The organism is Dyadobacter sp. CY343, assembly GCF_021390335.1.
In the GTDB taxonomy this organism is placed as follows: Bacteria; Bacteroidota; Bacteroidia; order Cytophagales; family Spirosomataceae; genus Dyadobacter.
Window position 1 is genome coordinate 229,786 of sequence record NZ_JAJUXK010000009.1, and the last position, 19,348, is coordinate 249,133.

Genomic DNA, 19,348 nt, shown 5'->3' on the forward strand with positions numbered 1-19,348 from the left:
CTGTCTAATATGAAAATGACTCTGAAAGAACCTTATGAAGAAAATAGGATTTTTATCGTTCGGGCATTGGGCAAATCATCCGGCATATAACGCCCGCACAGCGAGCGATACCTTGCTTCAATCCATTGACCTGGCTGTTGCCGCCGAAGAAATCGGTTTGGACGGTGCGTATTTCCGGGTACACCATTTTGCATCTCAGCTGGCATCACCTTTTCCATTGCTTTCGGCCATCGGTGCCAAAACAAGCAAAATCGAAATCGGAACGGGCGTGATCGATATGCGTTATGAAAACCCGCTTTATATGGTCGAAGATGCCGGCGCGGCTGACCTGATCTCGGAAGGCCGATTACAATTGGGTATCAGCAGAGGATCGCCGGAACAGGTGATCGACGGCTGGCGCTACTTTGGCTACGAACCGGCCGAGGGAGAGACCGACGCGGAAATGGGACGTCGCAAAGCACTGGAATTCCTGGAAAGGCTGAAAGGTGCGGGATTCGCGGAACCTAATCCGTACCCGATGTTTCCAAACCCGCCGGGCCTGCTGCGTCTGGAACCCTATTCGGAAGGACTGCGGGAACGCATCTGGTGGGGAGCAGCTTCCAATGCTACGGCCGTTTGGGCGGCGGAAAACGGCATGTACCTGCAAAGCTCCACGTTGAAATACGACGAAGGCGGCAAGCCTTTCCACGTGCAGCAGGCCGAGCAGATCAGGCTGTATAAAGAGGCCTGGAAAAAGGCGGGGCACAAGCGCGAGCCGAGGGTTTCAGTAAGCCGCTCTATTTTCGCATTGGTAAATGATCAGGACCGCATGTACTTCGGTCAGGAAGCAAGCCGGCGCGATAAAATCGGTATGATTGAACAAGACAAGCGCGCCATTTTTGGCAGAAGCTACGCCGACGAACCTGATCAGCTTATCAAAGAGCTGGCGCAGGACGAGGCTATTCAGGAAGCAGATACAATCCTTTTAACAATCCCCAATACACTGGGAGTTGATTATAACGTGCACGTATTGTCCGCGATCCTGGAACACGTGGCGCCCGGGTTGGGGTGGCGTTGAGTTTTTTGGGCCCCGCCCGGGGCCCAAAAAACAAAGCTATTTTGACACATCCACCAGCAAAGTAGCGGCTCGCCAGACAGCTTTATATTCCTTTCCGTTTTGTGTGCCGCTTTCTTTCCAGCTTTTTGAGGCTTCAATGTAATAGGTGCCCGGCCAGATCGGGGTAAACTCGGCTATGCCCTCGGCGTTGCTCTCGATTTGTTTTGACCAGCCGCTCGGTGAAGAAATGGTCACGGTTATTTTCTCGCCGGGTGCGTTCTTGTATAAAGTATTCAGGGTTAAGGGTTTATTCACTTTGTAGGTCTGAGAAGCATTTGCGAATACGCTCAGGTCGTTTTTATTCAATGTCGCGTCATTTCCGGTTGAAGCTTTGCCCACTTTTACCAGTGCACTTGCATTGAACTGGTATACCGTAGTCCCGCCTGGCTCCTTGGCTGTGTGACCTATTGATATCGTGTAAATACCTTCCTGGGCAGGTGTAAATTTGGAGGTAAGAAAATCTTCTCCGGCAACCGTCGGAAGTTTCTCTTTTTTACCGTCCGGTGCGGTGAGCCAGAGTTCAAATTCTTTTACATCCGAATACCATTCCGAAAGTTTCTCCGGCTTCTGGTCTGGTTCCGCATAAATGATCTTTATCTGCTGCTCTTTGCCCGCCGCGCCGGTCGGGGAAGTTTGGATCCACAATGCATGTGCTTGTAAGTTGGAAATAGCGGCGACCAATGCGACCAGCGAAAGGATCAGTTTTCTAGTTATCATAAGATTTGAAATTGACATTTACTTTAAGTGATTGTGTTTTAAATGTTGTCTGCTCCTTCTTCTCATTTTTCAACACTTTGAACGGTTTAGCCTCCAAACGAACCCGCCTGTAAGCGAACGCGCAGCAGACCGACAGCGCCAGGAACAGTGCATCGATGAAGAAGATATCGAACGCACCCTGCCCCCAGGTAGTCCACATCCAGAGGCCGGTGGAAATACCGTTTGCAATGGGTACGCCCAGGCATAGCACGATGGAAAGGAGTAACGTCTGGCGGTTCATCAGCGGGAAGTCGCGGCGGATGATGAAGTACACCGACAATATCAGCCAGCTGTAAAAGTAGGTGTGGTAAATGGCCGTTTGATCTACTTTTGGCAGCGTTTTGAGCATGATAAATGTGAATGCGGTCACGGGAAGCATGCTCAGGCAGGTTGCCAGAAAAACGTTGCTCGCCCAGAAGTTGAACTTCCTTTTGTAGGCGTCGGTGCTCACCTTATCCCGCGCCACGAACCAGATCAGGATACCGGAAATGATCACGACGCAGCCCATTAACCCAAGGATAAAAAAGACAATACGCAGCGGCTTGCCACCGAAATCGCCAAAATGCAGGTGAAATACCAGGCTCTTCACGGTATCGATGTAGTTTCCGTCGGTAGTTGGTGATTTTTTTGCCAGAATTTTACCCGAAATAACTTCCATCTGAACCAGCCCCGATCCTGCGAATGCTGCTTGCGGATTCGGTTTGGATTCCAAAGTGGCCTGCATGCTTTCGTCCATGTAGTTGCGGACGCTCACACGCGTAATCTCGCTCCCTTTCCATTCTTTCTTCCATTTCGTAACAAATGCGTCCAAGTCGAAGCCTGCCTGCATCGGCTTGTAAGTATACTCAGCCGTCATGTTGCGGTTGTATTGCAGGCTTTCGTAGAGTTTGTCAGAATTGCCTTCGTAAAGCAGGCTGGCGAAGGGGCTCAGGATCACATAGTTCACGATCAGTACCACGCCTGTCACTGCAAATACCAGCTGGAACGGAAAGCCGATCACACCCAATGCCGTGTGCATATCCGTCCAGACCGTTTTCCATTTACTCAGCGGCCTGAAAACAAAGAAGTTGGATTTAATTTTGTCCCAATGCAGCAGCAAACCCGTTATCAACGCAAACAGAAAGAGAAATGAAACGATACCTGCGATCAGATAGCCTATTGGTGTACCTATATTGAATGGAAAAACCTGGTTTAGCTGTGCGAGGAAGTGGAGCCGGTATAGAAACTCGCCCATATCGTAGGCATTCGCATATTCGCCCGCGGCTTTGTTATCTGTAAAGCTGTAAAGGAAATAGGCCGAATCGTCATCGCCTCCGCGCCGGCCGCGCCCTCTTCTCTTTTCCTCTTTTTTGGGTTTCGGCTTGGGCTTCGTAATGGTCGTATCGGCTGAGGCGCTCATACTCACGTAGGCACCCTGGCCCTGGCGCTGCATGTAAAAATCCAGGTTCCGGCCTTGCAGGTTATGCTTGTCCGCAAGCGAATCGATCACGGGGTTGAACTTCTGGACTGGTTTGCGGGCAACGATCGAGGTACCCTTTTGCCAGGCTGAAATATCGTCCTTAAAAAAAGCAAAAGAGCCCGCAAAAAAGATCACATACAGGATAGCGGCAATGAAAATACCACTTATCGTATGCGTATGAAAATAGATGTTGTACTTCCTAAGATCCATGATTGAGGTTGAATTTCAGCAGGTAAGGCAATGAGAACACAATGGTAAGTACAATGTAGATCGCCCACACGCGCCACACGTTTGTAGCGATGAATGCGTACAGCAGCAGGAAAGCCCAGAGGATATAGCCTGTGAAAAAGGCGGTGATGATCACGTTTTCTTTCGGGAAAAAGGCAGTCAGGAACAGGTGCAGGCTCATCGTTACGGCATAGCCGCCGACCATCCCGGCGAGGATCTTGCTCAGCCGCAGCCAGGGGGATTTTGTCAGGTATTTTTTATTGGCAGGCATAGGTCAGCGGGTAATAAGTTCAATTGCGAGTGCGCAGATATAGAGCAGTGCAATGCTTTTGGTACCGAAATAATTGAATGGGAAGAATAGCACGGAAACAGAGCCGGCGGTCATCAAGACGACGATCGCGGCGAATAGCCCGCTGCCCCAGCCCAGCGCGACTACACAGAGAACCGTTGCCACCAGGAAGATTGCTCCGGCTGCGCACCGGCCGTAAAATGGGTTGGATGCCAATTTGGCCATAACCTGATTCTTATCGTTCCAGGCGATTCGCCGGGAAGTGTTCATCCAGCAGACAAAGCCGACGAGAAAGAGTAAACAAATGGTGCTGAACATGTTACCTTTTATTTATGAATGCTTTTTATAGAAATGCTTATTCCGGTGAAGCGATCCGTTTTCTGAAATCCTGCGGGGCGTACCCGGTGTGCTTTCCGAAAAACCGCGTGAAATAGGCTGGCTCGGAAAATCCCAGCGCGTAGCTGATCTCCTTGATCGGCTTTTCGACATTGCCCATTTCGCGTTTAGCTTCCAGGATCAGGCGATCGTTGATCATCTGGCTGATGGTTTTGCCGAAAGATTCCCGGGTAATTTCATTAAGTCGTTTGGCACTGATAGAAAGCTGCGCGGCATAAAAATCCGCATTACGCTGCTTGCGGTAATGGTTTTCGATGGATTCGATGAGTATTTGTATGCGCGGATTGCTGTGTGTGACCGGAGTAAGCTGTTTTTTAATTTCAACACAATGCAGGAACCAGCTCCTCAGGTAAGATTCCAATATCGCCGGGCGGCGGTAACCATCATTTTCCAGCCGGATTAGCTTCATCAGCGTATTGAAAATGTGCAGCGAATCGTCCGGTAGTACGATGGTGAAGTTGCTGGAATATTCCTGGAACCAGAAAATGTCCCCGCCGAGCATCTTTTCAAAAAAATCCTTCGAAATAGCCATTAAAAACCCGCGTTTGTGACGCTGATGGATACTGTGTACCTGGCCGGGCAGCAGCAGAAAAACCTGGTTCGGATCAATTGTGAATTTGTTGAAGTCAATATAATGTGCCTGCTCTGGTCCGACATCGGTAAACCAGAGCAGTTCATAAAAATCATGGCGGTGCATACCATCGAAGAAGTATTCGTCGGCATCTTCAATGGTGGTCATCGAAAAGAATGCACCGCCAAGTTGATGAAGGGGATAATCTTTAAAATCGATCATTTTACTTTTACAATAGCGGTAATCGCGCCGCCTTCTACTTTCAAGCCCTGTCTGGCAGTTGCCTGCTCTATGTCAATCACATATACCCAGCTTCCTGCCTCTGTATTGGATCCCACATACACCGTTTTTCCATCCGCACTTATTGTATTGTTGTTGTAAGCGGCAGAGCTCGAAACGATACTTTCCGGCGCGCCGGTAATCCAGGTGAAGGTTTGGTTATACAGATCAGCAATAGCGAGTTTGACAGGTCCGTACTGGTTATTTCCGTCAACGAGCATATAAAGCAGCGCCTTACCTTTTCCCAGATAAGTATGGGCAATTACCTTTTTGCCGCCCGATTTTTCCTGCACATTAAACAGGTAGCTCTTGTCGAATTCCGTAGTGCCTTTTTTGATCCTTACAATCGCAGAAGGTTTGGTAGAAGTTTGTTTTCCGCTGTTCGTTGCGACAGAAGGTGAGAAAGCATATATATCGCCAGCTTCGTCAACAGAAAGCCCGTTTTTTCCATACGAACCGAAGAAGCTCGTCCGGTTATCCTTGATCACTTTATCGAGTTGCATGGAAGGGTAGGAGTAAACCGCAATCCAGCTGCTGTCCGGGTAGGCTGTTCCGAAAGCATCCGGAGCGACGCCTTTGATGCTCATATAAGGGGCAAAAATTTTGTCGCCCACCTGAGTCGCCCAGGTATAATGCGCACGTTCGCCATTGCCCGCCAGCTTCACGATATTGAGTTGCCCCTCAGCGACGATTTTGGATTGATCAGCATTGATCCTGAACCACGAAGCATTCTCATTTCCGCTCCTTGGCACTTTAAAAGTCAAAAGATCATCACCGGCAGTGCTCCATATCTGAACCGTTTCACTCTGGAAATCCGAGATTTTTTCCAGCTTTCCTTTATCGTCCATGGAATAGGTAGTAACCGCACCCGGATTTCCCTGTCCATATAAAAGGCTGAAAAATTTTCCTTTAAGGGTGAGGTAATACCGGTAAGAACCGTCCTGCTCAATCCCGTTTCCGATCGTGCTGATCGTTCCCTGGGTAAGATCGCTCGTGGTCAGCAAATAGTCGGCTACACCTGACGAGCCTACCGGCGTAGAAGCTACGACATAGCGGGAGCTGGTGCCTGGCTCAGGATCCGGTGTCGGTTCGGAAGTATTTTCGTCCGTGCACGCTGCTATCGACAGGCCCAATCCTGCAAATAAAAACCACTTGAGATATGACTTTTTCATTTTTTTGATTTGAATTATATTATGAATTGTAAGTTTTTATTTACTGATGAAATACCGCAATTTGACATAGAAACCGCGGCTGGGCTTTTGTAAGCTGAAATTGTCGTAAAGCTTGGCGTCGAGCAGGTTTTTGCATTCCAGAGAGATGTTGTACTTCCCGTTCGCCATGGCATACACCACGTTCACATCGTGGCTCAGCTGCTGCGGAATGTCGAGTTTGTCGCTGCCCATGCTCGGCCAGTAGAGGTAGTAAGCGTGTACAAAAAGCAGGTTGTAGCCGAAGGTCAGCGTGTTGCCTTTTCTTCCAAAATCTTTCAGGAATAGAGCTGCGTCGGCATTGCCGAACATAAACGGCATATTGGGAATGCGGTCGCGGTACAGCGGGCTTTCGGTGGTATAGCCTTCTTCAAAACGCGTATTGTTTCGCAGGTCCTGGTAGGTCAGGTTTACACCGGCGGTGAGCAGCTGATTGTAAGAATACCGCACTTCGCCGTCCACACCGAAATTGGTCACGTCGGCCAGGTTATCCATTACCTGCTTGGTCTGATTGGCATTCAGTCGAGGGCGGATGAAACCCTGCGCATCGCGGTAAAGCACATTCGCATCGACGCTGAAACGGTGCACCCGATTGATATTTGCCTGATAGCTGAAACCCAGATTATAGTTATAGCTCGTTTCCGGATCCAAGTCAATATTACCTTCGAGATTGATCAGGTCACCAAATAGCTCGTCGGTTTCAGGAAGGCGGTAACTCTTTTCAAATGAGCCTTTTAACTGTAAATTCTTGCGAAGGAAATACGTGGACGCAATTCCGTAGCCCAGCTTTGTGAAATTGCTTTTTTGTTCCAGAAACGCATTGTCGCCCCAGTTCCCGCTCGGGTTGTAGGATATTGAGTATTTATTGTTTTGAGAAAAATGTTTGACAAATGCAGAAGTGTTCCAACGCTCGCTGTAATCAAACTTATACCCGAGCCCGAGCACGTTTTTCTTGTTAATCCGGGGCTGCTCGAATTTTTCCGCATCGGGAAAAAGTTCGTCTTCGCCTTTTCGGTTGAAGGTGTTGTAAACGTTGTTAACGGTCAATGAATGGCGCGCGCCTATCTGGTAGGTAACATTGGCGGTAGCCAGCCCGTTGTTGTTCCGGAACCTGTAAAGCGATCTTTCACGCTCGCTGCCCAAACCCTCATATTGTTTGAATTGCTGGAACCAGTTGTACCGGCGATACACGGTGTCGACATTCTGTTCCTGCCCCAGGTTGTAGTTTGCTGAAATATTGACACTCAGACCTTTGACAAACAGATCCTTTTTTGAGTATTTCAAACTGGGCATTACGATATTCCCCTTCCGGTGCCACGCTCCGAACACGCTCACCATCCGCGCGCCGGTCTGAATCTCGGCTTTGTTTTTACCCAGCGTTATCCCCAGCAGCAGGCGGTCTGCAAACTTTTTATTCACCACACCCACATTCGCGATCACAGTTTCATTATGGTAAGTGTCGTGAAAACGGCGCAGGCGCTGGTCACGGAAATATTCGCCGGTATTCACATCTGCGACATCCACATTGATCCAGTAATTATTGTCCGAATAGTTTTGGAATGCATTCAGCTGGGCTGTAAGACCGTTTTTGCTGGTAAAACCCGCATTGATCGCGGTGCGGTGGGTATTGAAAGAACCGTATGAATAGGATGCATCGAGGTAGCTGTTCTGGCGGGTATTGGTCACGATATTGACGGCCCCGCCCAGTGCGTCGGACCCCAGCCAGATCGGTACCACACCTTTGTACACTTCCACGCGCTCGGCGAGGTTGATCGGGATATTGTTAAGCTGAAACGATGAACCAAAATTATCCATCGGCACGCCATCGAGGAAGAACTTTACCTGTCTTCCCGTGAAACCGTTGAGGGAGAAATTCATATTGGAACCTACGCCGCCGCTTTCCCTCACGCGTACTCCGGATACCCTGTCAAGTGCGTGTGACAAATCCAGCGTCGAGTTTTGCAGTTTTTTAGCGTCGATCGCAGTCACATTATACGCCTGGCGATTGACCTCCCGCGTTTCCGACCGACCGATCACCGAAAGCGATTCCAGTTCCCGGGTCTGAGAAACCAACTTGAAGTTATGCTTGTCAGATTCTCCCGATTTTAGTATAATTTCCCTGGAAAGCGGCTGGTAACCCACAAAGGTGACCATTAGCTGATAGGCGCCGGGGCTCACGTTTTCGAGCGTGTACTTCCCATCGGCATTCGCAACCGTACCGTAAGAGGTACCTTTCAGGCTGACCGATGCGCCGGGAAGCGCCTCACCGTCCTCCGTCCGTACCTGGCCAGCGAGCGAGGCAGTGGCCGGCGCGATGCGGGACTGCTGGGCAAAGGCGATGATTGACAGCATACAAAGGAGCCCTGTATGCAGAATTTTACTAATTTGCATTGCTTTAAAATGTTCTGGCGTTGGAAAGCATAGCGCCTCGGCGCGGGAGTCGGGTGGGTACGAACCATCCGGCTTTTTTGCTTTATAATTTGATATTGGCAGCTAAGAATTGGATACTTTCAAATCATATTTTATATTATTAGTAAGTAGACTTATTCTAAATAGTTGCGCAAATGTAGTCAGTTTGGCACTAAATCGCTTATACAATCTGCCTGTTTAGTTGGATTAACTGGATCTTTTTTCGGGGATAGAATGCAAAAAAGGGAATTGGTTGCTTTCCAATCCCCTTTTGTAAACTTGATGAAACCTAATTCCAGTTGTCTATTTTAATATCGTTGGGATCAGGTTTGCCTTTCCCATCTTCAATCAGCGATTTCAAACTCAGTAAGAATATAGCCCATTTTGTGCTGCAATGATGCATGAATTCCACCGGTTCGGTCCAATTGGCATGCTTGAACAGGATAATAACGAAATCATTGTCTTGCTTCAAGTCAAAACTGATCGTTGTTCCCATCCATTCCTGGGGGCCATCGGCCAGCTCCCACACAACCCGGCTCGGCTCTTCAAGTTCGGCGACTCTCATATCAAATCCGCCGGCGCCGAATCTAAACTCAATAATATTGCCGACCCGGTTGCCTTCCCCTTTTGTATTGCTCGTCCACCAGCCCGCGAGGCCTGCCGTGGTTGTTAATGCTTTATAAACGTCTTGTAATGAGTCTGATCTGATCCCGACCCTGTGTAAGATATCCGCCATAGTTGCTTGCGTGTTTAAGTTTCAAATGAAAGTTTGATATAGTTACGTGGTCAAAAGTATAGGCTTGACAGGATATTAGTGCAGTGTAAAATGGACATTATCGCGGGTTGATTTGGACAATACCTATCTCTATCTTGCAACAAAAAAGATGAAGAAGATCACCATCCTTGTACCCGACGGAGAAAATAATCTGAGCAGCATTATAGGCGCTTACAAGATTTTGAAAAGGGCAAATAAGTACTGGGAGGAAAATCATAAAAAGACATTGTATCAGATTGAGCTGGCCGGTCTGTCGGAACAGGTGGACTTTCACGACGGGCTGTTTTCGGTCCGGCCGCACGTGCATATTTCTGCTGTTTCCAAAACGAACCTGATCATTATACCTTCCCTGAACCACGAGTTCGAACAGGCAGTTGAGAAGAACCAGCCTTTGATTCAATGGATCCGCGACCAGTATCGGGGCGGCGCGGAGGTCGCGAGTATTTGCACCGGCGCTTTTTTGCTGGCTTCCTCAGGTTTGATCAATGGAAAAACATGCTCTACGCATTGGGCATTTTCAGATTTGTTCAAAGCAAAATTCCCTGAGATCGATGTACAGAAAGATAGGTTGATCACAGACGAAAACGGGATCTACACAAACGGCGGCGCATATTCGTTTCTCAACCTGATCCTTTACTTGGTCGAAAAGTATTTTGATCGGCAAACGGCCATTTTCTGTTCCAAAGTATTTCAAATTGATATGGAGAGAGAAGCGCAGTCCCCTTTTATCATCTTCGCCGGACAAAAATCGCATGAAGACGAGATCATCCGGCAGGCGCAGGTTTACATTGAAAAGCATGTGGAAAGCAAGATTTCCATTGCCGAGCTGGCGTCCAGATTTGCCGTCGGCAGGCGGAACTTCGACCGCAGATTCATCAGGGCAACAGGCAATACACCCATTGAATATGCCCAGCGCGTAAAGATGGAAGCTGCCAAAAAATCGTTTGAAACCAACAGCAAAAACATCAAGGAAGTGATGTACGAAACGGGTTATTCCGATATGAAAGCGTTCCGGGAAGTGTTTAGAAAGGTGACCGGCGTATCTCCGTTGGAATACAGGTTGAAATACAATAAGGATGCGTTGAACTGACCCGATGCCAGAGATCATTAGCCTTTTCCAGTAAATTCTCTTGCATTACCCCTAATTATCGGGAGGTCGTCCCAAATTTCTGATCGGCTCGCTCTTTTTTATCTAAATTTGATTTAGTAACAACGCTGTCAGTGGTAGTCAAACCTCAACGAAACACTTCAAGCGAAGATAACCCGACCCTCCCGAATATTTGAAATGCCGTTTAAAAATGAGTAGTAAATAAGCACAGATCTCAAACGTTCCCCTCTTTCAATACTAACTATGCTATTTAATTCTATCGAGTTCATTGTGTTTTTCACAATTGTATTCGTCTTGTACTGGTTTGTATTGAACCGGCACTTAAAAGCGCAAAATGCTTTTCTGCTAGTTGTAAGCTATTTCTTTTATGGCTGGTGGGATTGGAGATTTCTGTTGCTGATATTTACCAGTTCTTCTATTGATTACTTTCTGGGACATCAGATCTGGAAAACACAAAATCCTGTTCTCAGAAAGCGGCTCGTTTTGGTGAGTATCGTCTTTAATCTTTGCTTTCTGGGTTTCTTTAAATACTTCAACTTCTTTGTTGATAGCTTTATCGGGATGCTGACTGAAATGAATATACCTATTAATGTATATACGCTTCATATTATTCTTCCGGTCGGTATCAGCTTTTATACTTTTCAGTCGCTTAGTTACACGATTGACATTTACAAGAAAAAGCTTGAACCTTCTCATAATATTTTGAACTTTTTCGCTTTCGTTTCCTTTTTTCCACAGCTCGTAGCCGGGCCGATCGAGCGGGCGGAACATTTGTTACCGCAGTTTTTCCAAAAGAGAAAATTTGATTATGCATTTGCAGCAAGTGGCGGTCGCCTTATTCTAAAAGGATTCTTTAAAAAAATAGTTATTGCCGACAGTCTTGCCATTTTGGTAGATACGGTTTATAACAACCCGGAAGCGTATACGGGTTTTCCAATGGTTGTGGCGACGATATTTTTTACGTTCCAGATCTATTGCGATTTCTCCGGATATTCTGATATCGCAATTGGTACTGCACGACTATTGGGTTTCGATATGAGACCGAACTTTGCTTCGCCTTATTTTTCGAGATCACTCACGGAGTTCTGGCGCAGGTGGCATATTTCCTTGTCAACCTGGTTCAGGGATTATCTCTATATCCCACTGGGCGGGAACCGCACTTCCACCTTCAATGCGAACAGGAATCTTCTTATTACGTTCACATTGAGCGGTTTATGGCACGGCGCCAACTGGACTTACGTGATCTGGGGTTTTGTACACGGACTCGGTCTGATCGTTGAAAAGACGTTCAATATTCAGAAAGCAGATAGTGCGAGTGTGCTCGTAAATGCGATGCGCATGATCCTGACACTCATATTTGTTGCATTCGCATGGATTTTCTTCCGAAGCAATAACCTGAGCGACGCTATTTACATTATCACACACATGTTTTCGGATATCCGAGATTATACTGATCCGATGGCTATGTCATTGAAATTCCGGGGTGTGGGATTGAAACCGGAAGATCTTCTTACGTCTGTTTTCTTTCTGGTCGTATTATTGGTAATGGAATATGTGATGGCAAATGATAAGTTACGGACACTTATTTACCCAAATCCGAGAATAAGATGGGCTGCCTATTATTTCTTTTTGATAGCGATCGTTTTTAGCGCTACAAAAAACCCGGCAGGTAACTTCATCTATTTCCAATTTTAATATTAGCCATATGAAAAAGTTCTTAACCAAATTCTTTTATCTGCTTTTGCCTTTAATTGTCTGGGGTATTTTAATAGCGATTATTGACCCTTTTAATTATTTTGGGTTTGAAGTATTCCAGAGATCAGCGAAAAAGGAGGCTGAAAGCTTGAATACGCTCATTTATCGTACGATCGATTATGTGAATGAACCTTGCGAAAATGTCATCTTTGGCGATTCAAGAACTTATAACATTCCATTAGAGCGAATTGAAGAGATTTCAAAGAGGAAATACAAAAAGCTCAATACGAACGGAGCGAAACTAAATGAGATATTTGATCTTTTCTATTTTGCAAATTCGAAGACGCCGATCAAAAGGGTAGTGATCGGAATTAACTTTAACATGTTCAACAAGTTTGGTCACGAAGATAGGGTGGAAGGCGTAAAAAGAATGCTGAACAATCCATTTATGTACGTTTATAATAAAGACGTTGCAGAAGCAGCCTATTCCACCATCAAATATACTTTCACCGACAAGAAGCCCGATTTCGCTCCGCCTATGTCCAGAAAAGAATTCTGGGACTGGAGTATTAATACAAAGGCCAGCCACTGGTATGGTAAGTACGCATTTCCGGAGAAATTATATTCGCAGCTGTTAAACTTCGACAAATTCGCAAAGGCCAATAAGATAGATGTGATTTTCATTATTGTTCCCCATCACAGCGACTTTCACAAAAGGTTGGTTGATTTTGGTCTGCAAAAAGAAGAGGCTAAGTTCAAGCAGATCATGTCCGGGTTAAGTGCAAAAGTTTATGATTTTGATTATGTTAATTCGATCACCAGTAATACCGTCAATTTCGAAGATCCGATACATTATACAAATGCTGTCGGTAACACCATTGTCAACGAGATCTGGACTAATAAACTCATTATTGGAAAGGAGATTTAGTCTCAGTTCCAGCGGGGTCTGCTAATTGATTGCCAATTCGCAGGAGGCCCCGCTGAGGCCAGATATCAACCGCTCCTTCCGTCCCTTTCGGGATTTTCAAAGATTCACTCTCTGTTTTTAACAATATACACAGACCCGGCGGGATCGGTGATCCAATGCATATTGTCGGGAAGCTCTTCCAGTTCGTCGCAAGTCGAAATGCCGTGGGATCTGAGATATTCGGTTGCTGCCGGGACGTTTTCCACATTAAGCTCCAACCAGGTTTCGGAATGCGTATAGTTGTCTACGCAATCCAGCCACATCACATTGTTACCGAAATTGACCCGGTGTGTTCTTGAAACTGTCGGATTCGTGATCGGCTTTTCTTCCACATCGAGTTTGAGAATATCGCGATAGAATCCGACTGTGGCATCATATTTACTTTTCGGGATTTTGACGGCAATGTTAATGCCGCCTTCAAATTTGATATCCATACCGATTTTCGTGTTCATTTATGTCGACAAAACTACGAACCTTGGCACTGGTAGTTGTGGGGAATACGAGCCAACATGGAGGGGAATCGAGACAGTCCGCTCGCGAATTAGTCGATTTGGTCAAAAAAGGTTTCGGTCACCCGTTTCAGATCCGCTTTGCTGGAAATGGTTTTTTGTTGATGATGCTGCTGATGAAAATCCTCTAACTTCTGAAGTAAATAACGAAGTGTCAGTTTTTCGGAAACAGTAAGATTTCCCGAGATCATTTTACCCACGTGGTTCATGTCTTCAAACACGACGTAAAGCAACTGTTTACCCTGATCGGTGATCGCGATCTGCCGGCTTCTTTTATCTTTTACGTCGTCCCATTGCTTAATCAGACCCGCTGCCAGAAGCCTTCTGATTACTTCTGTACCCGAGGTTTTTTCCTGCAAATTATAGTGGATCAGTTCGCTTTTGGAGAGGTTGTCATGAGTAAGCAGAATCGCCAATGCTGTAAAATCTTCGGCAGTCACTAACGGCGTACCGTCCAGGGCTTTTTTTATGTAAGATTTTGCATACCGGCTCATGTATACAAACAATTGACCAATGTTATTGTCAAGCTGAAATGCCTGTTCCTGTGCCGTTTTCTCGTTTTTCCCAAATCTCACATCGTGGCTGAGCAGGGCAGGAGGCGCAGCGCCTGGCGCAGACTTTCCGGCTGTGTGAACCACAAATCCTGCAAAATCCTGCATCGTAACCGCCCTGTCAGGGTTTTGCTGTTCAAGCTCTTCAACCAGTGATATTAGCTCATGAATAAGCTGGTATGATTTCATCTGGAAATTTATTTCTGACTGTTTATTATTGCATCAGCGGCTAATCGTCCACTTTTCATAGCCGCATTGATCGAACCGTTCAGTAAATGGTCCCCGCAAATAAAACATTGCTCAGTTAGTCTCAATGCGTCTTTGCGAGGCACATTAATGACTTGGTCATCATTCGGCAGCGCGTAACCGATGTGATAGGTTTTCAGATGTTTCCAATGCATAGCCTCCGGAAACCAGGCTTGCATTTCACGCAAAACCTGCCCCTGAAGCTGCACGCTATCCGTTTTTGAATGGTCTCCAATCAGCGAAAGAGAAATCAGGGCATCACCATTTTTGGAATAGGCGGGCGCGATCCTGTTCATGACTGCGATATTATTGACAAGTTTGCTGGGCAATGCATTTAATGCAATAAGTGGTTGGTCATAAGGTTTGGTCGCCGCTGTGAAATACATATTGGTAACCGAATGATAGGAGGAAGGCACTTTCAGAAACGGTTCGGGCATTTCAAGCTGATCGGTGGCGATGAGAATGCTTTTTGCGCTATGAACCTGCACGTCGGATGTCGTAACCATGTTTGCGTCAATGGAAACCACTTTTTGACCAAATACAATCTCATCGGGTGCAAGCGAACTGGCTAACTGCAACGGAATCATGCCCATTCCCTTCGCGGGAACAGCCGCATCGCCCTGGCTGAACATCTTGAATACAAATTCAAACATCCGGCTGGAAGTGCTTAATCTATCTTCCAAAAAGATCCCTGTCATGAATGGTTTGAAAAACTGGCGGATCATTAACTGACTAAATCCAGCTTCGTTCAGATAGGCCAATGTGGTCGTCTCACTGCCGGTAAAAATCTCATCTACGCTTTTTCCGGTCAGTTTTAACTTTAATCCAAGCATGCGCAACTTGTCGGCGAATGTGCCCGCTGGTGATGCCAGCGTGCTGATCAGTTCACGGGGCTGCCGAAGCGGGTCCCCGATTTTAGTCGTACCGGTTTCATTCAAGATCAATGCGCCGGGATCGAATTTCTGCAATTCCAATGCACCGTAATCTAAAAACCTTTGCGTTTCGGGATATGCGGTTAACAAAACCTGGAATCCTCTGTCCAGCAGAAAGCCCTCCACTTTCTCTGTCCTCACCCTGCCTCCTGGCCGGTCAGAAGCTTCCAGTATCTTTACTGATTTTCCAGCAGCCTTTAACACTTTTGCAGCTGTCAATCCCGCTAATCCCGCACCAATGATGATCACATCCAAATTATCTTCCATAGCATTTTAACCGGGCTGGTTTATTTCATGTGGCTCAATATCCGGTTTGGCATAGGCGAGCCGGCCGATGGGACGTGTTAGAAAATACGCATCCAACCCCGCTACGGTCATGGTTTCGGCCTGAACATGATCAATGGTGCCGTCGTGGCCGATGAGCGCATTATCAATCAGGATTTTTACGATCTCACCGATCACAATCGTAGTGCGATTGATTTCCATTGGAATGGTTTCACGCAGTTTCAATCCGATCCGGACCGTTGATTGTTGAACAAAAGGTGCTTCAAAACCAGGCACATATAGTTCATCAAATCCACAAGTCCCAAACTCAGAAACGCCCGAAGGATAACTGGCGCTGGTTTGATGCGCCTGTTTATACCACTTGGGCTGCACATTGCTCAAGGTGTATTGCCCGGTTGCCTGTATGTTGGCGAGGGTGTCGTTATGCTCGCGCCCGGGCCGCATAACCATCCCGATCAACGGCGGATTCGCTCCGAGGTGAAAGGCCGAACTGATCACACACAAGTTGGTGGTCCCGGTCTTGCTTATGGTGCCAAGAAGATTTAACGATTTATATCCCAGCAGGCTATTAATCAGGCATATGCGGTACTGCTTTTCGAGCTCGGCGATTTGCCCGCTGTTTATATTCGTGCTCATATTAAGCGGTTTTTAGTTTGCCTAATCCTCCGTCAACGCCAATGATCTGGCCAGTTAGCCAGCTGCTGTCGTCCGATAACAAAAATGCAATAGCCTTGCTGATATCCTCTGGTTGCCCATATTTTCCAAGCGGATGCCTTTTTGCAGATGCTTCGCGTTTTTCGGGTGAGCTCAGCAGGTTTTGCGCCATGGGTGTGTCGGTAAGCGAGGGCGCCACTACATTAACCCTGATCTTCTGACCAGCCAGTTCGGCAGCCAGCGATATGGCCAGTCCCTGCACGGCGCCTTTTGCTGCCGATATACTTGCGTGGTAAGGCAGGCCGGTATTAGCCGCGACAGAACTTATCAAGACAACCGAAGCCCCAGCCGCATTCTTCAATTGCTTCATTGCCTGCTGAATAATCTGAGCAGCACCCAGGACATTGAGGCGGTAGTCATTTAAAAAGTCCTCGCTCGTAAGGCGGTTGAAAGGTTTCAGGTTAATGCTGCCGACTGAATAAACCAGCCCGTGCAACTGTTCCGGCAAGAACCCACCGATCGCTTCAAGATCGCCTGTCACATCAGCTTGCAAGTATGCAATACCTTCGGCAAGATCGGCTGGCTTTGACCGCGAAATCACATATACCGACGCATTGTGTTGGTGTAAGGTTTCAACAAGTGATAAACCAATACCAGAGCTTCCACCAACAACCAGTATATTTTTTCCACTAAAATTCATTGTCGTGCATATTTAAACTTCGTAACTGCTTTCAAATATAATACGAAAACATACTAATAAACGATCTATATAACGTTATTGTACTACTATAATAATACGGTTTTTCGGAGAAATTGAAGTTTAAGAGTAACAATAACTTAATATAAATTAGCCCGATCGACAGTAAATTTGAAGTTACAAATTCCAACCAATGAAAAAGTTGCGTTAATGTAAGACCTCCATTCCAAAATCATGACCATCATGTATATCAAGCTAGTGAAGCATCTTTTCATACCAACCGTCTTTGTTCTGGCTTCTATTCCCTCATTTGGCCAACTATTTGTTGGGAAGGTGGATATCAATGGATCTGACAGTATTAAGGTTATTGAAGTTTTGATTGCCGAAAGAATGTCCAACAAGTACGTCGATGTCTATGTTGACTTTGGTCAGAAGAGCACTTTTTGGGTAGGTAGCATCGGTAATGATTCTGGCGATCAAAGGATTTTAGACAACACATCTGGAAAACCGGTCCGGTTTAAGTCAACATCAGCTGTACTGAATCTTTTAGAAGCCAATAATTGGGATCATTACAACTCTGTTATTATTTCTGATAGGGGCGAAAGGTTGTTCTACTATTACTTCAGGAAAAAATAATGATCCAATGTTCATAAAGCCCCGCGCCAAATGCTGGTAATCATGGTAATTGGCAATAGCGTGCAATGCTAAACCAATAGCAGCACGCGCGTTACCATTTTGCCGGAATGCACGTAGAAAGGTCTTGCAGGATTTCTCCATATTATCTCATAGCAAACTATTCCTGTGCGCCGCTTACCCCAGAGTGGTATACATTGCCGCTTGCCGTCACCACGCAGGGGGAAGAATTAATCAAACCCTCGGTTTGAAAGACCCAATTGCTGCCACCAGTCATAGCATCAAGTGCATAGAGTTTTTTTTCACCGGTACAGGCGTATATCATTCCTTCTGCGGCAGTCAGGCTTGAGTACATGGCGGGCCTCATGTCGTCCGTAATAAATTGCCATTTTTTTATGCCAGTGACCGCGTCGACTGCATACAATCTACCAGGGATACTTCCTATATACACAAAACCATCGCTGACGGTAGGGCTGGACATCCCTGTAATGCCAATCTCAAATTGCCATTTTTCTGTTCCGGTGGCCGCATCCAGAGCGCGCAATTTGAAGTCGAAGCTGGTTATATACACCACACCATTTTTAACTGTCGGACTCGAATCAATACTTGCTTCTGTCTTAAATTCCCATTTTTTGGCACCGGTAGCTGCGTCAATGGCAAAAAGTGTTCTTTGAAAGTCACATGCGTAGACCACCCCATTGGCAAATGTAGGGCTCGTCGGGGTCGTCGCACTCGTACCGCTCATTGCAAACTCCCATTTTTTTGCCCCTGTAACAGCATCAAGCGCATATACCTTCTTGCCTTCACTTCCCACAAACACTACCCCATTCACCACCATAGGACTCGAATCCACACTACCCTCTGCTGCAAACTCCCATTTTTTGGCACCCGTAGCTGCATCCAGTGCGTATAGCTTTTGGTCAGTACTGCCTATATACACCACCCCATTTACAACGTATGGGCTGGAAAAAATAAGTCCATCCGTTGCAAACTCCCATTTTTTCGCCCCAGTAGCAGCATTCACGGCATATACCTTCTTATCAAAACTCCCTACATATACTACCCCATTTACAAAAGAGGGGCTGGAAAAGATAGCTCCATCCGTCGCAAAAGCCCACTTTTTCAAACCAGTAGTGGCATTGATCGCGTATAGATTTTTGTCATCGCTACCCACGTACACCGTTCCATTTACATCAGGCTCGGGTTCAGGCTCGGGGGTATTTTTCTTCTCGCATGATGTAAAGCTATATACGATCACTAACAGGGTAAGTAGGCGGATGAACTTCATTGAGTTTTGCTTGATAGGTTAGATATAATTCTATATCGCTGCTTTACCGGCGATAACAGATGCTAAGTCATTTGATATTGGTGTGTGTCTATTGAGTCGTTTAATGAAATCGTTCACCCTTTGACTATTTGATGAGGTAGGCAATAACGTGCTTTTTATGCCACTACGCAATTTTCAAATTTTCGATATTGTTTTTTTGCTCTAGCGCAATAGTTTGCAAGAGACGCTTCAAGTACTTTTGAAAAGATCTCGTCCCGCTTCTGCTGTCGAAGAACGAGACTGATCATATCAAATTCCCTTTAGCTAAAACCCCTTTG

19 protein-coding genes are annotated in these 19,348 nt (G+C 46.4%); 5 read left to right on the top strand and 14 right to left on the bottom strand.

What is annotated here, in order from left to right; genetic code table 11:
- The first annotated feature begins 34 nt into the window (after window positions 1–34).
- The gene (locus tag LZG94_RS24835; RefSeq protein ID WP_215231942.1) at window positions 35–1,057 is read left to right on the top strand and encodes an LLM class flavin-dependent oxidoreductase; all 1,023 of its coding nucleotides are present in this window, start codon (window positions 35–37) and stop codon (window positions 1,055–1,057) included.
- Between the two features lie 36 nt (window positions 1,058–1,093).
- Here the strand turns inward: LZG94_RS24835 and LZG94_RS24840 are convergent, their stop codons facing one another.
- From LZG94_RS24840 to LZG94_RS24875, 8 genes are all read right to left on the bottom strand, one after another.
- Window positions 1,094–1,813, bottom strand: a complete 720-nt coding sequence (locus tag LZG94_RS24840) for a DUF4198 domain-containing protein (protein ID WP_233794361.1) — start codon at window positions 1,811–1,813, stop codon at window positions 1,094–1,096.
- Complete coding sequence (locus LZG94_RS24845) at window positions 1,803–3,521, bottom strand: PepSY domain-containing protein (protein ID WP_233794362.1); 1,719 nt, start codon at window positions 3,519–3,521, stop codon at window positions 1,803–1,805. The genes LZG94_RS24840 and LZG94_RS24845 overlap by 11 nt, the downstream gene beginning before the upstream one ends.
- Entirely contained in the window at window positions 3,511–3,810 is a 300-nt protein-coding gene (locus tag LZG94_RS24850; RefSeq protein ID WP_233794363.1) for a hypothetical protein, read from the bottom strand. Before LZG94_RS24850 ends, LZG94_RS24845 begins: the two co-directional genes overlap by 11 nt.
- Window positions 3,811–3,813: 3 nt before the next feature.
- Complete coding sequence (locus LZG94_RS24855; protein WP_233794364.1) at window positions 3,814–4,146, bottom strand: hypothetical protein; 333 nt, start codon at window positions 4,144–4,146, stop codon at window positions 3,814–3,816.
- A 37-nt stretch (window positions 4,147–4,183) separates the two neighbouring features.
- The gene (locus LZG94_RS24860) at window positions 4,184–5,017 is read right to left on the bottom strand and encodes an AraC family transcriptional regulator (protein WP_233794365.1); all 834 of its coding nucleotides are present in this window, start codon (window positions 5,015–5,017) and stop codon (window positions 4,184–4,186) included.
- The gene (locus tag LZG94_RS24865; RefSeq protein ID WP_233794366.1) at window positions 5,014–6,246 is read right to left on the bottom strand and encodes a DUF4374 domain-containing protein; all 1,233 of its coding nucleotides are present in this window, start codon (window positions 6,244–6,246) and stop codon (window positions 5,014–5,016) included. Before LZG94_RS24865 ends, LZG94_RS24860 begins: the two co-directional genes overlap by 4 nt.
- A 36-nt stretch (window positions 6,247–6,282) precedes the next feature.
- The gene (locus LZG94_RS24870; protein ID WP_409013363.1) at window positions 6,283–8,673 is read right to left on the bottom strand and encodes a TonB-dependent receptor; all 2,391 of its coding nucleotides are present in this window, start codon (window positions 8,671–8,673) and stop codon (window positions 6,283–6,285) included.
- A 307-nt stretch (window positions 8,674–8,980) separates the two neighbouring features.
- Window positions 8,981–9,427 carry an SRPBCC domain-containing protein gene (locus LZG94_RS24875; RefSeq protein ID WP_233794368.1) on the bottom strand — a complete coding sequence of 149 codons (447 nt, stop codon included), beginning with the start codon at window positions 9,425–9,427 and terminating at the stop codon, window positions 8,981–8,983.
- A gap of 148 nt (window positions 9,428–9,575) precedes the next feature.
- On the opposite strand from LZG94_RS24875, the gene LZG94_RS24880 reads away from it, so the two are divergent.
- From LZG94_RS24880 to LZG94_RS24890, 3 genes are all read left to right on the top strand, one after another.
- Complete coding sequence (locus LZG94_RS24880; RefSeq protein ID WP_233794369.1) at window positions 9,576–10,556, top strand: GlxA family transcriptional regulator; 981 nt, start codon at window positions 9,576–9,578, stop codon at window positions 10,554–10,556.
- 261 nt (window positions 10,557–10,817) lie between these two features.
- The gene (locus LZG94_RS24885) at window positions 10,818–12,269 is read left to right on the top strand and encodes an MBOAT family protein (protein ID WP_233794370.1); all 1,452 of its coding nucleotides are present in this window, start codon (window positions 10,818–10,820) and stop codon (window positions 12,267–12,269) included.
- Between the two features lie 10 nt (window positions 12,270–12,279).
- A complete protein-coding gene (locus tag LZG94_RS24890; protein ID WP_233794371.1) occupies window positions 12,280–13,197 on the top strand; it encodes a hypothetical protein in 918 nt (305 codons plus the stop codon).
- 104 nt (window positions 13,198–13,301) lie between these two features.
- Here LZG94_RS24890 and LZG94_RS24895 read toward each other — a convergent pair whose 3' ends face one another.
- The 5 genes from LZG94_RS24895 to LZG94_RS24915 all read right to left on the bottom strand — a co-directional run bounded on the left by LZG94_RS24895 (window position 13,302) and on the right by LZG94_RS24915 (window position 17,113).
- Window positions 13,302–13,688 (bottom strand): hypothetical protein, encoded by a 387-nt coding sequence (locus tag LZG94_RS24895; RefSeq protein WP_233794372.1) that lies wholly within the window; start codon window positions 13,686–13,688, stop codon window positions 13,302–13,304.
- An 89-nt stretch (window positions 13,689–13,777) separates the two neighbouring features.
- Window positions 13,778–14,485 carry a MarR family winged helix-turn-helix transcriptional regulator gene (locus LZG94_RS24900; protein ID WP_233794373.1) on the bottom strand — a complete coding sequence of 236 codons (708 nt, stop codon included), beginning with the start codon at window positions 14,483–14,485 and terminating at the stop codon, window positions 13,778–13,780.
- 8 nt (window positions 14,486–14,493) lie between these two features.
- Window positions 14,494–15,741: an NAD(P)/FAD-dependent oxidoreductase gene (locus LZG94_RS24905; RefSeq protein ID WP_233794374.1), complete on the bottom strand. Its 1,248-nt coding sequence runs from the start codon at window positions 15,739–15,741 to the stop codon at window positions 14,494–14,496.
- A gap of 6 nt (window positions 15,742–15,747) precedes the next feature.
- Window positions 15,748–16,395, bottom strand: a complete 648-nt coding sequence (locus tag LZG94_RS24910) for a flavin reductase family protein (protein ID WP_233794375.1) — start codon at window positions 16,393–16,395, stop codon at window positions 15,748–15,750.
- 1 nt (window position 16,396) lies between these two features.
- A complete protein-coding gene (locus LZG94_RS24915; RefSeq protein WP_233794376.1) occupies window positions 16,397–17,113 on the bottom strand; it encodes an SDR family NAD(P)-dependent oxidoreductase in 717 nt (238 codons plus the stop codon).
- Between the two features lie 231 nt (window positions 17,114–17,344).
- On the opposite strand from LZG94_RS24915, the gene LZG94_RS24920 reads away from it, so the two are divergent.
- Window positions 17,345–17,746, top strand: a complete 402-nt coding sequence (locus LZG94_RS24920; RefSeq protein WP_233794377.1) for a hypothetical protein — start codon at window positions 17,345–17,347, stop codon at window positions 17,744–17,746.
- A 157-nt stretch (window positions 17,747–17,903) separates the two neighbouring features.
- Here LZG94_RS24920 and LZG94_RS24925 read toward each other — a convergent pair whose 3' ends face one another.
- Window positions 17,904–19,031, bottom strand: coding sequence for a PQQ-binding-like beta-propeller repeat protein (locus LZG94_RS24925; RefSeq protein WP_233794378.1), 1,128 nt, complete (start codon window positions 19,029–19,031; stop codon window positions 17,904–17,906).
- Between the last annotated feature and the right edge of the window lie 317 nt (window positions 19,032–19,348).

Bases quoted from the DNA above. Each gene is read 5' to 3' on its own strand.
- LZG94_RS24835 (WP_215231942.1), top strand. From the start codon at position 35: ATGAAGAAAATAGGATTTTTATCGTTCGGGCATTGGGCAAATCATCCG.
- LZG94_RS24840 (WP_233794361.1), bottom strand. From the start codon at position 1,813: ATGATAACTAGAAAACTGATCCTTTCGCTGGTCGCATTGGTCGCCGCT.
- LZG94_RS24845 (WP_233794362.1), bottom strand. From the start codon at position 3,521: ATGGATCTTAGGAAGTACAACATCTATTTTCATACGCATACGATAAGT.
- LZG94_RS24850 (WP_233794363.1), bottom strand. From the start codon at position 3,810: ATGCCTGCCAATAAAAAATACCTGACAAAATCCCCCTGGCTGCGGCTG.
- LZG94_RS24855 (WP_233794364.1), bottom strand. From the start codon at position 4,146: ATGTTCAGCACCATTTGTTTACTCTTTCTCGTCGGCTTTGTCTGCTGG.
- LZG94_RS24860 (WP_233794365.1), bottom strand. From the start codon at position 5,017: ATGATCGATTTTAAAGATTATCCCCTTCATCAACTTGGCGGTGCATTC.
- LZG94_RS24865 (WP_233794366.1), bottom strand. From the start codon at position 6,246: ATGAAAAAGTCATATCTCAAGTGGTTTTTATTTGCAGGATTGGGCCTG.
- LZG94_RS24870 (WP_409013363.1), bottom strand. From the start codon at position 8,673: ATGCAAATTAGTAAAATTCTGCATACAGGGCTCCTTTGTATGCTGTCA.
- LZG94_RS24875 (WP_233794368.1), bottom strand. From the start codon at position 9,427: ATGGCGGATATCTTACACAGGGTCGGGATCAGATCAGACTCATTACAA.
- LZG94_RS24880 (WP_233794369.1), top strand. From the start codon at position 9,576: ATGAAGAAGATCACCATCCTTGTACCCGACGGAGAAAATAATCTGAGC.
- LZG94_RS24885 (WP_233794370.1), top strand. From the start codon at position 10,818: ATGCTATTTAATTCTATCGAGTTCATTGTGTTTTTCACAATTGTATTC.
- LZG94_RS24890 (WP_233794371.1), top strand. From the start codon at position 12,280: ATGAAAAAGTTCTTAACCAAATTCTTTTATCTGCTTTTGCCTTTAATT.
- LZG94_RS24895 (WP_233794372.1), bottom strand. From the start codon at position 13,688: ATGAACACGAAAATCGGTATGGATATCAAATTTGAAGGCGGCATTAAC.
- LZG94_RS24900 (WP_233794373.1), bottom strand. From the start codon at position 14,485: ATGAAATCATACCAGCTTATTCATGAGCTAATATCACTGGTTGAAGAG.
- LZG94_RS24905 (WP_233794374.1), bottom strand. From the start codon at position 15,741: ATGGAAGATAATTTGGATGTGATCATCATTGGTGCGGGATTAGCGGGA.
- LZG94_RS24910 (WP_233794375.1), bottom strand. From the start codon at position 16,395: ATGAGCACGAATATAAACAGCGGGCAAATCGCCGAGCTCGAAAAGCAG.
- LZG94_RS24915 (WP_233794376.1), bottom strand. From the start codon at position 17,113: ATGAATTTTAGTGGAAAAAATATACTGGTTGTTGGTGGAAGCTCTGGT.
- LZG94_RS24920 (WP_233794377.1), top strand. From the start codon at position 17,345: ATGACCATCATGTATATCAAGCTAGTGAAGCATCTTTTCATACCAACC.
- LZG94_RS24925 (WP_233794378.1), bottom strand. From the start codon at position 19,031: ATGAAGTTCATCCGCCTACTTACCCTGTTAGTGATCGTATATAGCTTT.